At 24.8% G+C, this 13,040-nt stretch carries 16 protein-coding genes; 6 read left to right on the top strand and 10 right to left on the bottom strand.

The window, feature by feature from the left end; genetic code table 11:
* Positions 1-2 precede the first annotated feature (2 nt).
* A complete protein-coding gene (locus tag ACA134_RS01820; protein WP_409200478.1) occupies positions 3-866 on the top strand; it encodes a TIGR00269 family protein in 864 nt (287 codons plus the stop codon).
* Here ACA134_RS01820 and ACA134_RS01815 read toward each other — a convergent pair.
* The 6 genes from ACA134_RS01815 to ACA134_RS01790 all read right to left on the bottom strand — a co-directional run bounded on the left by ACA134_RS01815 (position 848) and on the right by ACA134_RS01790 (position 5,199).
* Positions 848-2,176 (bottom strand): hemolysin family protein, encoded by a 1,329-nt coding sequence (locus ACA134_RS01815; protein ID WP_409200477.1) that lies wholly within the window; start codon positions 2,174-2,176, stop codon positions 848-850. The two genes, ACA134_RS01820 and ACA134_RS01815, sit on opposite strands and share 19 nt — an antisense overlap.
* A 17-nt stretch (positions 2,177-2,193) precedes the next feature.
* Positions 2,194-2,409, bottom strand: a complete 216-nt coding sequence (locus ACA134_RS01810) for a DUF1922 domain-containing protein (protein ID WP_409200476.1) — start codon at positions 2,407-2,409, stop codon at positions 2,194-2,196.
* Positions 2,410-2,506: 97 nt separating this feature from the next.
* The gene (locus ACA134_RS01805; protein WP_409200475.1) at positions 2,507-3,676 is read right to left on the bottom strand and encodes a TraB/GumN family protein; all 1,170 of its coding nucleotides are present in this window, start codon (positions 3,674-3,676) and stop codon (positions 2,507-2,509) included.
* Between the two features lie 88 nt (positions 3,677-3,764).
* Positions 3,765-4,460, bottom strand: a complete 696-nt coding sequence (gene comB / locus ACA134_RS01800; protein WP_409200474.1) for a 2-phosphosulfolactate phosphatase — start codon at positions 4,458-4,460, stop codon at positions 3,765-3,767.
* A gap of 51 nt (positions 4,461-4,511) precedes the next feature.
* Positions 4,512-4,883 carry a DUF2283 domain-containing protein gene (locus ACA134_RS01795; protein WP_409200473.1) on the bottom strand — a complete coding sequence of 124 codons (372 nt, stop codon included), beginning with the start codon at positions 4,881-4,883 and terminating at the stop codon, positions 4,512-4,514.
* The gene (locus ACA134_RS01790) at positions 4,870-5,199 is read right to left on the bottom strand and encodes a hypothetical protein (RefSeq protein WP_409200472.1); all 330 of its coding nucleotides are present in this window, start codon (positions 5,197-5,199) and stop codon (positions 4,870-4,872) included. Before ACA134_RS01790 ends, ACA134_RS01795 begins: the two co-directional genes overlap by 14 nt.
* A 191-nt stretch (positions 5,200-5,390) precedes the next feature.
* Here ACA134_RS01790 and ACA134_RS01785 point away from each other — a divergent pair, with 191 nt between their 5' ends.
* The 4 genes from ACA134_RS01785 (at position 5,391) to ACA134_RS01770 (ending at position 9,206) form a co-directional block, all read left to right on the top strand.
* Positions 5,391-5,942, top strand: coding sequence for a hypothetical protein (locus ACA134_RS01785; protein WP_409200471.1), 552 nt, complete (start codon positions 5,391-5,393; stop codon positions 5,940-5,942).
* Positions 5,943-6,513: 571 nt separating this feature from the next.
* On the top strand, positions 6,514-7,611 hold the full coding sequence (locus ACA134_RS01780) for a molybdopterin oxidoreductase family protein (protein WP_409200470.1): 1,098 nt from the start codon (positions 6,514-6,516) through the stop codon (positions 7,609-7,611).
* 8 nt (positions 7,612-7,619) lie between these two features.
* Complete coding sequence (locus ACA134_RS01775; RefSeq protein ID WP_409200469.1) at positions 7,620-8,771, top strand: Coenzyme F420 hydrogenase/dehydrogenase, beta subunit C-terminal domain; 1,152 nt, start codon at positions 7,620-7,622, stop codon at positions 8,769-8,771.
* A 9-nt stretch (positions 8,772-8,780) separates the two neighbouring features.
* Entirely contained in the window at positions 8,781-9,206 is a 426-nt protein-coding gene (locus ACA134_RS01770; protein WP_409200468.1) for a hydrogenase iron-sulfur subunit, read from the top strand.
* Between the two features lie 29 nt (positions 9,207-9,235).
* Here ACA134_RS01770 and ACA134_RS01765 read toward each other — a convergent pair whose 3' ends face one another.
* Complete coding sequence (locus ACA134_RS01765; protein ID WP_409200467.1) at positions 9,236-9,376, bottom strand: zinc ribbon-containing protein; 141 nt, start codon at positions 9,374-9,376, stop codon at positions 9,236-9,238.
* A gap of 211 nt (positions 9,377-9,587) precedes the next feature.
* On the opposite strand from ACA134_RS01765, the gene ACA134_RS01760 reads away from it, so the two are divergent.
* Positions 9,588-11,093 (top strand): hypothetical protein, encoded by a 1,506-nt coding sequence (locus tag ACA134_RS01760; protein WP_409200466.1) that lies wholly within the window; start codon positions 9,588-9,590, stop codon positions 11,091-11,093.
* Between the two features lies 1 nt (position 11,094).
* Here the strand turns inward: ACA134_RS01760 and ACA134_RS01755 are convergent, their stop codons facing one another.
* The 3 genes from ACA134_RS01755 to ACA134_RS01745 are packed head-to-tail and all read right to left on the bottom strand — an operon-like array spanning position 11,095 to position 12,996.
* Positions 11,095-11,655 (bottom strand): GNAT family N-acetyltransferase, encoded by a 561-nt coding sequence (locus ACA134_RS01755; protein ID WP_409200465.1) that lies wholly within the window; start codon positions 11,653-11,655, stop codon positions 11,095-11,097.
* Between the two features lies 1 nt (position 11,656).
* The gene (locus tag ACA134_RS01750) at positions 11,657-12,541 is read right to left on the bottom strand and encodes a DUF2156 domain-containing protein (protein WP_409200464.1); all 885 of its coding nucleotides are present in this window, start codon (positions 12,539-12,541) and stop codon (positions 11,657-11,659) included.
* 8 nt (positions 12,542-12,549) lie between these two features.
* Positions 12,550-12,996 carry a MarR family winged helix-turn-helix transcriptional regulator gene (locus tag ACA134_RS01745; RefSeq protein WP_409200463.1) on the bottom strand — a complete coding sequence of 149 codons (447 nt, stop codon included), beginning with the start codon at positions 12,994-12,996 and terminating at the stop codon, positions 12,550-12,552.
* Between the last annotated feature and the right edge of the window lie 44 nt (positions 12,997-13,040).

Here is a 13,040-nt window from a genome sequence, read left to right as displayed (position 1 = left end):
AAATGACTGTAATTTCAAAGTCTGAATTTAATGAAAAAATTTTCAGTAATATTAATAAAATAATCAATGATTATAAACTCATCGAAGAAGGAGAGTTAATAGCTATTGCATTATCTGGAGGCAAAGATAGTGTCTTAACTATACATGCATTGAATAATTATAGGAAAATTTTAGACTTTGACTTATTAGCTATTAGTGTTGATGAAGGAATCGAAGGTTACAGAAATTATGGTATGGAATCTGCAAAGGAAAATGCCCGTAAATTAAATATTGAATTAATTGAAAAATCATTTAGTGAAGAATATGATTTTACCCTTGATGACATATATTCTGATTTTAAAAGTGCATGTATTCCTTGTGGAGTTTTTAGAAGAAATATTTTAAATAAAGCATCTTATGAAATAGGAGCAGATAAATTAGCTACCGGTCATAATTTAGATGATGAAATTCAATCATTTTTAATGAGTTTTGCAAGAGGAGATGTATTAAAATTTTCAAAATTCGGACCAAAATTAGATATGATTCATCCAAAACTTATTCCAAGAATAAAACCATTATGGAATACATTAGAAAAAGATGTTGGAATGTGGGCAATATTAAATGATATTGATATCCATTTAGAAGAATGTCCTTATTCATACTTATCTTTAAGAGCTAAAATAAAAGAGTTTTTAAATAATAATGAAGATAAAAATCCAGGTCTTAAAAATAATATTATGAAATCTTTTAAAGAGATTTTAAATTTTGAAGTATATAATAAACCTAAATTAAATAATTGTTTAAGATGTAGTGAGCCAACATCTGCTAAAATATGTAAAACTTGTGAGATGTTAGATTTAATAAATAATCAAGATGAATCATCTTGATTATCAGGTAAGTGGTTAATTAAGACTTTATCAATTTGATGTCCATCCATATCAACAATTTCAAAAGAATAATTTTCCCAATCAAATTTTTCGCCAGTTTCAGGTATTTTACCAGTATAACTTAAAATAAAACCTGCAATAGTAGAAAAATTATCTTCTTTTTCATTTGGAAAATCAATTGGAATATTACAATCTTCTTTAAGTCTATCAATAGGATAACGACCATCAACTAACCATGAACCATCAGACCTTTTTGTAGCTATTGGATCATCTGTTTCATCAATTCCTGGAATATCTCCAACAATACCTTCTAATAAATCATTTAATGTGATTAATCCTTCAAGACTTCCAAATTCATCGACAATTAAAGCCATGTGAACATAACCACTATTTTTCTTAAATTGTTTTAATAATTCCAAAGAAGGCACATTTGTTGGTACAATAAGAGGTTCTTTAATAGTTTTTTCAATATCAACTTTTTCTCCTCTAAAGATTGAACTTAAAATATCTTTAGCTTGTACAACTCCAATAAAATCATCTAATTCATCTTTAGCTACAGGAAATATAGATCTCTTACTTTCAATGATTTTTTCATACATTTCTTCCTTCTCATCATCTAAGTCAATCCATACAATTTCACTTCTTGGAGTCATTATCATATCAACTTTTTGAGCATCTAAACGAAATACTCTTTTAATAATGTCTTCTTCTTCTTTTTCGATGGTTCCTCCAGCCCTACCTTCTTCAATCATCATTTCAATTTCTTCTTCAGTAACAACATTTTCTTCTTTGTTTCTAATTCCTATAACAAATAATATTGCTTCTGTTGATTTACTAAGAATGGTTACAAGTGGACCACAAATTTTAGATAAATATTTCATTAATTTTGCAACTTTAACTGCCATTACTTCAGGATTATTTAATCCAATTCTTTTTGGAACTAATTCCCCAACAATTAAAGATAAATATGTTGTAATTAAAACTACGATTATAATACTTATTACATCAGCATATGGTACTGCAAAGCTATTTAATGCACTAGCAAGTGGATAAGAAAGAGTAGCTCCTCCAAAAGCACCAGTTAAAATACTAATAAGAGTTATACCAATTTGTATAGTAGATAAAAATTGATTAGGATCTTCTGTTAAATCTATAACAATTTGTGCACTTTTTTTACCTTCATCTAACATTACTTGAAGTTTAGTTTTTCTAGAAGATAAAAAAGCGATTTCAGTCATGGACAATAATCCATTCATAAAAATTAAAATTATTAAAACAAAAATTTCTAGTAATATTATTGTTGTCGTCATTTATATAAACCTTGAATTTATTTAATTTTATCAGCTCGAATAAAACCCGTTTGACCATATATTTCTTCTTGCATTTCTTGAACAGCTAATGATGCATCTTCAGAAGTTTCTACCTTCTTAAAAATCCTACGTTGTTTAACTTTTATAGATTTCCCGCAAGTGCATTTTCTAGTAGCTACGCCTTCTTTAGCATATAAAACTCTACCACAATCACATCGAAATATAAGATACATTTTATTCACATTTGTTATATCATATTTGTTTAAAATTTAATTTAAATGTTGTTATATTTATAGTAAACATAAAGAAAAAAATAATAAGTTTATATTTTTATCCACCAAATATTTTTAAAAATAAAGGAATGAATACTTGGGAAGGAAGAATAATTAAAGTAGCAATACTTACTCCCAAATTTGTGCCAATAACCACTAATAAAATCCTAAAGATATTATTGCCCCATAAATCTCCTAATTTTTCAACTTTTAAGATATTATCTATGTCTCTTTTTCTAACTTTACGAAGTTTAGCTTCAGTTAAGCCTGAAAACCAACCTGCAGCAAGTAAAGGATGTATGATTGTAAGTGGAGATACAATTCCTCCAACAATAGCTGATTGAATTTTAGAACCAGATAATATAGATCCTAAAAAGCCCATTATAATACTTATTATAATAAAATCTAAGATATTCCATTGAATACTAATTCCATTTAAGAAAGCCAGAAAAAATATCACAACAAATGAAATAGGAATTAAAGCTAAAATAATTTTAAGCCATGGAATTCCTTTTTTCTTCTCCTCATTAACTAATGAATACATTGAAGGAATAGTAGAAGGATTATCTAAGTATTTTTCTATACCTTTTTTATGGCCTGCACCAACAACAGCTATTACATGATCTTCAGGAATATTTAAAATACTACCTGCCAGATAAGCATCTCTTTCTTTAACTAAGACTTCATATGCTCCTGGAGAAATATCTTTAAAGTATTCCATTACTTCATCTAAAGTATCAGGATTTTTAAGTTCTTCAACATCAATTTCTTCTTCATTTGACCCATCAAAAAAAGAAAAAACTGTGCTTGATAAAAATTTTGTTTTTTCCATAAAAGTCATATTGTTTAAAGCTCTTTCTAAGGTAATATTAATGTCTCTATCAATTAAAGCTATTTTAGCATCAATATCTTTTGCAGCTTCAATTGCAGCTATCATTTCAGAGCCTGGTTTTATGTCTAAATCTTCACCAATTTTTGATTGAATATAACTTAAAACAGTACTTGCAACAAAAAGACCTACTTTGTTTTCTTTTATAATGTTAGTAACAGATATTGTATCATCTTCTTCAATTCCAGCCAAATCATTCATTAATCTTTGAAATCTACCTTTGTCTAATTCAATAGCTACTACTTCTGGTTCTTGTTCGTAAATTGCATTTTTGACTTCATCAGCACTTTCTTGAGATACATGTGCAGTTCCGATAATTGTTAAACATTCTCTTTTCATTAAAAAAACACTTCATTATAAACTTAAATTAAATTTTTAATATATCTAATTAGTTTTCTAAGTATATAAATTTTTAAAAGACTAAATTTTATATTAATTTTAAAATCCCATTTTCATAAATAGCTACATTATCTGTTATATTTTTTTGGATGCAATAATCAATATCAGTTTTATAACCCATTTCAGTTAATTTTTCACCAGAACGAGAATTATAAAAAGATTTTTTTAGATTATCATAATTTTCTCTTGCAAGAATAGCTGATTGAGCATATTCACTTATTTTAAAATCATACTCATCATTTAATTCTTCTTTAATCCAAAATAGAATTTCACCAGAAGCTAGGAAATCTTCAATAGCAAATTTACCCTTTCGTCCTGCCATTACTACATCTATATGATTATCTGAAATAGCTATTGATTTTTTAGCTACTGCTTTTGCATTAATTAAAGACCCTATTAAAACAGTTGAATTCATCTTCTCAAGAGCTCTTGTTCCATTAGTAGTAGTTAATATAAGAGGTTTATTATCATTTAACTTGTAATCCTCAAGAGTTTTTGGTGAGTTTCCAACATCAAAACCTTCAATTTTAGCACCATTTCTCTCTCCTGCTAAGACACCATTATATTTTTTATTAGTTTCAAAAGCATGTTCTGGTGAAAAACAAGGAATAATTTCATTGAAATTATTTAAAGCTGCAGTTATAGTAGTACTAGCTCTTAAAGCATCCACCAAGATAGATACATCATCAGTTATTGTTTGTTCAAAGCTTAAAGTAATTTTCATTTTTTCAACCTATAATTTTATTAAAGTTATTATAAATAAAAAATAATTTTTTTAAATAGTAGCAATATTTGCTTCCATTTCAGGAATATTATAATTATTAGCGATATTTTTTACTATAGACTCTGATACTAATTTGTTATGTAATTTAAATCCAAAAATAACTTTAACAGATATTAATCCATTTTTTACAGAAATAGTCATTTTTATTTTTGCTTTATTTAAATTGTTTTTATCTAATTTAATGATTTTAGATGCATCTATTATTTCAAGATTTACTGGAATATTATTTTTATCAAAATCTAAAAAAACTCCTTTATCTAATTCAAGAGTTTCTTTATAATCATATTTATCAATCATTCCAATATTCATTACATCATATTGGTAATCATAGTCATATTCTGCCTTTATTTTAATGTGTTCCATGAAAATGATCCCTCCTACTTATTTTTTTATCAATTACACTAATAATCTTTATTTCATCATTGTTTTCTATATTAATAATTATATATAAATCATGTGATTTAGTGTATTCATATATTAATTCAAATTTACTACTTTCATTGTGTGTTTTTTGTATACCTACAGGTTTATTTTTAAGTAAGATATTAAAAATTATTTCTTGATTAATTTTTCTTTTTTTAATCCTATTTTCAGCATGTTTAATAAATTTAATTCCATAAAGATTCTTTTTTAAACAAATAAGAACTTTAAACACATCAGATATAGAATAATCTACCAATATATAACACCTCCAAAATGATAAAAAAATTATGATTTTTATTTGATTTAAAGATCCATATTATGTGAAATTAATAAAAAATGTTTTTGTGTATTTGTGATTTTTCATTAATCGAAAATATTAGATAGAATTTTTAATTAAGTATATATTTTATAAATTATTAAGTTATTAATAATTTAGAGGTTGTAAATATGGTTATTGTAACTACACCAATGTGCAAAAAAATTCTTGAATTTGCAGGAGTTAAAAACTTTAAAATAAATAAAAATCCAGATAATGAGAAAGGAGATTTAGCTATTTTACTATCTGAAAGTAAAGTAAAAATGAATTCATTAGCTATTAAATTAAATACATTTGACCAAATTAAAGAAAGTATAATTAAAGTATCAAAATATTCTGAAAATGGTAAAATTAATGATGGTCAAATTAAAGAGATATTTTCTAATTATCCAGTAGCCAAAGAATGGTTATATCCTACTAAAGAAATTGAATCTTTAAAACTTAAAAATTCTAAAATATCTGTTAAAGTATATTCAAAATTTTTAAAAGACATTGTTGAAGATATGAATTTTAATATAAACAATCAAGACCCAGATTATATCATATTTCCAGATTATTTAAAAAAAACAATTATAGAAAAAGATGAATCTAAATTTGTTGAGATACCAACACATAAAAATATATCTAAAGATCCTATTAAAAGAGGAGAAATAAGATATAGGTTATTAGAAAAATTATATTAAAAATTAAATATTATTATTTTCATAAAATTATTATTTTTTTATTTATATCAATATTATTAAATTAAAATTAATTATTAATTATAAAATCTTTTTTAATAATGATTAACCATCAATAATACTATTAAAATACTTAATAAGTAAGCATACGAACAAAATGCATTAATTAAAAATTATTACAGCTCATATTCCAATTTATCGAATAAAATAATATAAATAGCTATTTTTTCATATAATAAATTCAGAAAAATTATAAATGTTTGAATAAATAAGGATATGTTTATAACTAATGAAAATAAATTATCATTAGATATTATTTTATTTAGACTTTTAAAATATATCTGAATTTTATATATAGTTTTTTAAATTATATTAAATAATGTTTTTTTGATTCAAGTAAAAATAAACAATTAAATATAAATATTATTGATAAAAAACTCCTAAAAAGAAAATTTAAGAGATATTATTAGATTAAAAATAAATTATATGATATTCAATAATTTATTTTAAAATCTATTACTTCAATTATTTAAAAATATATTATTTAATATGAATTAGAATGGAGTATCTAAAAATGATTATAGAAAAGAGCATTTGCCCTTCATGTAGTGTTGGATGTGGTATAAACCTGATTTACGACAATAATAAAATTGTTGGAACATATCCCTATAAACGACATTTTATAAATGAAGGCAAAAATTGTTTAAGAGGAAGAGATAGCTATAAAACAGCTAATCAAAACAGAATATTAAAGCCACTTATAAAAAGCGGTAGTAAAACAGTTGAAACCGATTTAAATTCAGCTATAGAAAAAGTTGCCCAATTAATTAGTTCTGCATCAAAAGAAGATATAGGAATTATCAGCTCTGGATGTGCAACTAATGAAGAAAATAAAATCATTTCAAGTTTTGCAAAAGAATATGGAATCAATAATTTAGGATTTTATAATGAAAATTTTATTAAATCAACTGAAGAAGTTGCATCTTATGATGATTTAAATTCAGCTAATTTTATTTTAATAATTGGAGATGTAATTAAAGAAAATCCATTAATTGGTCGTCGTATAATGATAGCTAAAGATAATGGTGCTGAAATAATTACATGTGATACAGAAAATCTAACAATAAGTTCTTTAAATTCCAATAAACATTATAAATTAGATTCTGTTTCAGATTTATTTAATGATTTTCCAGATAAAATTAAAAATAAACTTGATGAAAATTCAGTGATTGTTTTTAATAAACTTGGAAATAATGAAGAATTAGATGAAATTAGTAAAATAGCTAATAATAGCAATTCAAAAATATTACCTATTTTAAAAGACTGTAATAGCTATGGGTCAATGGATTATTTAAATGCATTAGAAGAAAAAGAATTGATAGATTTAATCAACAATGTCAAAGTGTTAATATTATTCAATGAAGATTTAAGTTCATATTTAGATGGAAATTTAGATTCGTTAATATATATTGGTACTAATTTAAATGAAACAAGCCAAAAAGCAGATATAACTTTACCAGGATGCATTTGGATTGAAAAAGGTGGAACATTCACAAATACTATAGGAATAACACAAGAATTCAACAAAATTCAAAACCCTCCTGAAGATGTTCTAGAAGAAATTGAATTGATAAAACAAATTGGAGATAAATTAAACATCAATATTGAGTAGGTGATTTGATGAGTTCAGAATATTTATTACTTAGAGCAAAAAATGATGAATTAATAGAAAATAGTGCTTGTGGTGGTGCTGTAACATCTATTTTAAAATATTTACTAGATGAAGAAGAAGTTGATGGAGTTTTAACATTAAAAAAAGGTGATGATATTTATGATGGTGTCCCTGTTTTTATTGAAGATTCTGAAGAAATTATGAATACTTGTGGATCATTACATTGTGCACCTACAATGTTTGGAGGATTAATTTCCAAATATCTTAAAAATCAAAAAATTGGTGTTGTAGCTAAACCTTGTGATGCAATGGCAATTGATGAGCTTAAAAAAAGAAATCAGATAGATGAAGACAATATATACACTATTGGGCTTAACTGTGGAGGCACTGTTATGCCTGCAACAGCTCAAAAAATGTTTGAATTATTTTATGAAGTTAATCCTGATGATGTTGTAAAAGAAGAGATAGATAAAGGTCAAATTATTATTGAACTTAAAGATGGAACAGAAAAAGGCATTAAAATTGATGATTTAGAAGAAGAAGGATATGGTAGACGAGAAAATTGTCAAAAATGTGAATTAAAAATTCCAAGAAATACTGATTTAGTTTGTGGAAATTGGGGTTCAGAAGACGATTGGACTTTTGTTGAAATTAACACAGAAAAAGGAAAAACACTGGTTGATAAAGCCTTAAAAAAAGGATATTTAGAATCTAAAAATCCTTCTGAAGATTTAATTGGAAGAAGGTCAAAACTAGAAAATATAATGATAAAACTTGCTAAGAAGTTCCAGAAAAATTATTTAGAAAATAATTATCCAGAAACAGATAAATGGGATGAATATTGGAATAGATGTATTGGTTGTTATGGATGCAGAGATGCTTGTCCTCTTTGTTGGTGTAAGGAATGTGATTTAGAAAAAGAGTTTTATAAAGACGTAAACCCTGATATTTCACCAGATCCATTAACATTTCAAGGAATTAGATTGTCACATATGAGTTTTAGTTGTGTTAATTGTGGTCAATGTAGTGATGTGTGTCCAATGGAAATTCCAGTAGCTAGAATGTATGATAAAATGCAAAAAATCTACCGTGAAAAAAACGGTTATATAGCAGGAGTTAGTGAGGAAAAACCTCCAATTTTTGTTCCTGATGAAGAATAAGGTGATAATATGGCAAATGATATTAAAGTTGTGGGATTTTGTTGTAATTGGTGTTCATATGGTGGAGCAGATACAGCTGGAACTGCAAGAATGCAATATCCTCCAAATGTTAGAATAATTAGAGTAATGTGTTCTGGAAGAATGAATATTTCAATGATTTTAAAGGCATTTAAAGAAGGAGCTGATGGAGTTTTTGTTGGAGGATGTCATATGGGAGACTGCCATTATTCCTCAGGTAATTATAAATGGAAAAAAAGAGCAGAAAATGTTGGGGATTTAATAGAACAATTAGGAATAAGTAATGAAAGATTTATTTTTGAATGGATTTCAGCTTCTGAAGGAGAAAAGTTCCAAAAAACAATGGAAAATTTCCAAAATCGAATTTCTAATTTAGGCCCTCTTGAAAGAAAGTTTAAAACATTACAAAATCTATAAAATTTAAAAATAAAAAAGTAAAAATGGGATTAAATTAATTTTTCCCATTTAATATTATTACACTTTGGACAAGGAAGAAGATTACCTTCTTCATCATATTTCTTCTCAAGCCCACAAATTGTACACTTATAAGTTCCAGGTGGCGCTTTTTCTTTTGTACTATAAATCATAATATTCACCTCTTGATAAAATTATATTTGTTATAAGTAATAATTATGCTTTACTATTTTTTCTTAAATAAAAATTCATCAAAGTATTGATAAAAAATATTTTAAATGAAGTTTATGTAATAGCTATTTTATTTGATATCATGATTAATTTTAAAAATATTTATATGTTTCTTATACTAAAACTAAAATTATTAAAACAAGGAGTGATTAGATGGAATTTAAAAAAGAAATAAGTAAAAACAATACAGGCATGTTTTTGTTTGGATTAAGTCTAATCTTTCTTTTTATAATGACCTATGTTGGAATTACTAAAATAGGTATTTGGAGTGATGAATTATATACTTTTGCAATACTCCAATATCCAATTAGTGAAATGATTGAACTTATATCTCAAGATGTCCATCCTCCATTATATTATTTAATTTATAAGTTTCTATTAAAAATAGGGGAATTAATAGGCTTTTCAACTATAAATGATATGATAATAATTGGTAAAATAACTTCTCTTATTCCATTTTATTTATTGATTGGTTTAGCTATTACAAAAATTAAGAAAAACTTTGGATTATTAACAATGGGGATTTTTTCTTTGTGTATCATCACAATGCCCAGATTTATGTTATTTGGTGTAGAGCTTAGAATGTATAGCTGGGGCTTATTTTTTGTAACTGCTAGTTTAATATACCTATATGAAATCATTAAAAGCACTGATCAAAAATCTAATTTAAAAAAATGGATAATTCTTACAATTTTAACAATATGCTCGATATACACACATTATTTCTCAGCAATTGCTTCTTTTTCATTGTATTGTTTATTTTTAATATATATTTTATATCAGAGAAAAGATTTATTAAAATACTGGTTTTTATCAGGAATAATATCAGCTATTGCATTTATTCCTTGGGCTACATTCCTTTTAAAAAACTTTCTAAGAGTTAGTGATAGTTATTGGATAGCTCCTATTACATTTGAAAGAATTATAGGATATGTTTATTATATTTTATCTCCTGCAAATATTCCAGTTAATGCAAATGAAATCGTTTATCCAACAATATTGGGTACATTATTATTAATTGGAATAATTATTTTAATAGTATATTATTTAAAAAATAAAAAGGATTTAGAGGGAAATTTTGCAATTTTTGCAATTTTATCATTAATTTTAGTTTTTATTATTGGAATAGTTGCATCATATACAACTAGACCTATTTTTCATGTTAGATATTGTATTCCAATTCTTGGTTCGTTTTGGTTAGGAATAAGTATACTTTTATCTAAAGTTTATATAAAAAAAGAAATTTTTATTCCAATACTTGCTATTATTTTAATAGTTGGGGTTGTAGGAACAAATGATTTTATAAATATTCAAGAAAAAGAATTTGAAGAAACTCAAAACTTAACTAAAGACTTTGATGTTGTTGTTGGATCAGAAAGTGTAATATTTTTCAATAGCTATAATGTATATAGACTTTTAACACCTTATTATTTCTCAGATGATTATAATTTAATATGGGAATCTGGAGATAGTGGATTAGATATTGAAAATGCATTACAAGATCCTGGAATTCAAAATAGGATAAATCATGGTTCAAAAGTATTTTTTGTAGATAAAGCTAATTATGGATATCAACAATGTATTGATCACGGGCTAAAACTTGAAAAAAAATATTATTATAAACATGATAATATTACAATTTACGAAGTTCAATTATAAATTATTTTTTAATTTTATTAAACTCTTTTTTTAATATATCCATATAAACTTCATCATAGACTTTATTATTAATAGGATATGCTTCTCTTCTTTTGCCGATTATTTTAAATCCACAATTTTCATACATAGCTATAGCTTTTTCATTAAAATCAATAGCATAAAGCATTACATTGTTTAAATTTAAGATATTAAAAGCAAATTTTAGTAATAAGTTTGTAGCTTCTTTACCATACCCTTTTGATTGATGTGACTTATCTAATAAAAGTCCTAATGTAATTTTCCCATGAACAAAATCAGCATCATATAATAAACCAATTCCAATAGCTTGACCATTACTAGAACCTTTTCCTTTTTTTACAATAACAAAGAAAAATTTATCTTCACTATTATTATAGCTATCTATATATTCAGCTTGTTTTTCTTCTGTAAAAGCTATATGAGATCTTCCAAAAGTTAAATTAATTTCACCATCATTTAGCCATTTATTATATAATGACAAGTCTTCTTTTCTAGATAAACTTAAGAAAATTCTATCTCCATCTAGTTTATTAACATAAGTCATATTAAACCTCAATTTTAGCAATATATTTAGATAATAATAAATCAGGCCTGTAGGTTAATTTTGCTTGTCTTAAACCTTCAATTCCTAAATCTTCTTCACGATTAATAAATTTGTAATTAGACCATTGTTTCTGACAGAATTCTTGATTGATACAATTATAAATACCTTCATATTTAGTATCGCATCTTTCACAGTGAATAATAACTGTATCTTTTGTTAATTCCTCACCAGTAGATACACCAGCTATTTCACCATCAATTTTAATAATGCATCCTTTAATTTCAAGTTCAAACATATTATCAAACATTTCTTCCATAGCTATGATTTCATCTTGATCATTATTAGAATTTTTAATTATATTTATTGTGAATTCTTTTGCTTCAGCTAAATTATTTGAATTAATTTCTTCATATGTATAATCGTAATTTTCTTTAAATTTTTTAAGCCATCTACGTTTATTACGTAATTTAGAACCTGAAAGATTAATTAATTTATTAGAAGTATAAATATAATCAAAAGAATTTCTATCTTCTGTTAGTGTAAACTCTTCTATAGTTTTTTCTAAGCATTTTTTCATTTCAGGAAGTAATGGTTTAATAATTAAATCATTTCCTTCTTTTTTGAAAGCTTCTTTAATTAATGCTAAAGAATCTTCAATATCACATCCACCATATGGAAAATGACAAAATGGTTGTTTAGTATCTCTTGATTTACCTTTAATACATAAACAGTCATTTATTATAGCATATTCATATTTATATGTTTTTCTCCACATGAAAAGATTAGAAAAATTCTTTTCTGCATTATTGAAATCAGTTTTATTAAAATAATAATCAAATATAGATTTATCTGATAATGATATAGGTTTAAAGTTGATATTTGTCATTTTATCAATCACTCATTGTTTATTAATTCTAAAGAGCTAATACAAGCTTTGTTTAATATTTTAAAAAGATTTTCTTTTTCAATATCCATCTTATCACAAACATGATTTTCCCATTGGATTTCTTTTTCTATCATGTTTTCAACTATCTTTTTACCTTTTTCTGTTAAAAACAACTTGTAAGAACGTCTATTATTTTCATCGATTTTTTTAATAATTAATTCTTTATCTTCTAATCCTCTAAGAGATCTAGATGCTCCACATTTATCAGTACCACATGCAGAAGCTATTTTTCCTTGAATAGAACCTTCATCTCGATAAATATGTAATATTAGCCCATATTGGTTATAGCTAATATCATTTTCCTTTAAATAAGGATATATAAAAGCTTGATGAGATTTATTAAGAATTAAAAGATAAGAATTTAAATAATCATTAATGGTTTTAGTTTTTTCCATTATAAAAACTCTTAAAATTTTATTTATTACATTTTAAAATTAAA

The organism is Methanobrevibacter sp. DSM 116169 (assembly GCF_046197865.1).
Classification (GTDB): Archaea; Methanobacteriota; Methanobacteria; order Methanobacteriales; family Methanobacteriaceae; genus JAHKLT01.
This window is presented reverse-complemented; position numbering and strand designations above follow the sequence as displayed.

Excerpts from the sequence above, each read along its gene's own strand:
- ACA134_RS01770 (WP_409200468.1), top strand. The coding sequence starts at position 8,781 with ATGGCAAATGATATTAAAGTTGTGGGATTTTGTTGTAATTGGTGTTCA.
- ACA134_RS01760 (WP_409200466.1), top strand. The coding sequence starts at position 9,588 with ATGGAATTTAAAAAAGAAATAAGTAAAAACAATACAGGCATGTTTTTG.
- comB (WP_409200474.1), bottom strand. The coding sequence starts at position 4,460 with ATGAAAATTACTTTAAGCTTTGAACAAACAATAACTGATGATGTATCT.
- ACA134_RS01755 (WP_409200465.1), bottom strand. The coding sequence starts at position 11,655 with ATGACTTATGTTAATAAACTAGATGGAGATAGAATTTTCTTAAGTTTA.
- ACA134_RS01745 (WP_409200463.1), bottom strand. The coding sequence starts at position 12,996 with ATGGAAAAAACTAAAACCATTAATGATTATTTAAATTCTTATCTTTTA.
- ACA134_RS01750 (WP_409200464.1), bottom strand. The coding sequence starts at position 12,541 with ATGACAAATATCAACTTTAAACCTATATCATTATCAGATAAATCTATA.
- ACA134_RS01785 (WP_409200471.1), top strand. The coding sequence starts at position 5,391 with ATGGTTATTGTAACTACACCAATGTGCAAAAAAATTCTTGAATTTGCA.
- ACA134_RS01820 (WP_409200478.1), top strand. The coding sequence starts at position 3 with ATGACTGTAATTTCAAAGTCTGAATTTAATGAAAAAATTTTCAGTAAT.
- ACA134_RS01780 (WP_409200470.1), top strand. The coding sequence starts at position 6,514 with ATGATTATAGAAAAGAGCATTTGCCCTTCATGTAGTGTTGGATGTGGT.
- ACA134_RS01775 (WP_409200469.1), top strand. The coding sequence starts at position 7,620 with ATGAGTTCAGAATATTTATTACTTAGAGCAAAAAATGATGAATTAATA.
- ACA134_RS01795 (WP_409200473.1), bottom strand. The coding sequence starts at position 4,883 with ATGGAACACATTAAAATAAAGGCAGAATATGACTATGATTACCAATAT.
- ACA134_RS01815 (WP_409200477.1), bottom strand. The coding sequence starts at position 2,176 with ATGACGACAACAATAATATTACTAGAAATTTTTGTTTTAATAATTTTA.
- ACA134_RS01810 (WP_409200476.1), bottom strand. The coding sequence starts at position 2,409 with ATGTATCTTATATTTCGATGTGATTGTGGTAGAGTTTTATATGCTAAA.
- ACA134_RS01765 (WP_409200467.1), bottom strand. The coding sequence starts at position 9,376 with ATGATTTATAGTACAAAAGAAAAAGCGCCACCTGGAACTTATAAGTGT.
- ACA134_RS01805 (WP_409200475.1), bottom strand. The coding sequence starts at position 3,676 with ATGAAAAGAGAATGTTTAACAATTATCGGAACTGCACATGTATCTCAA.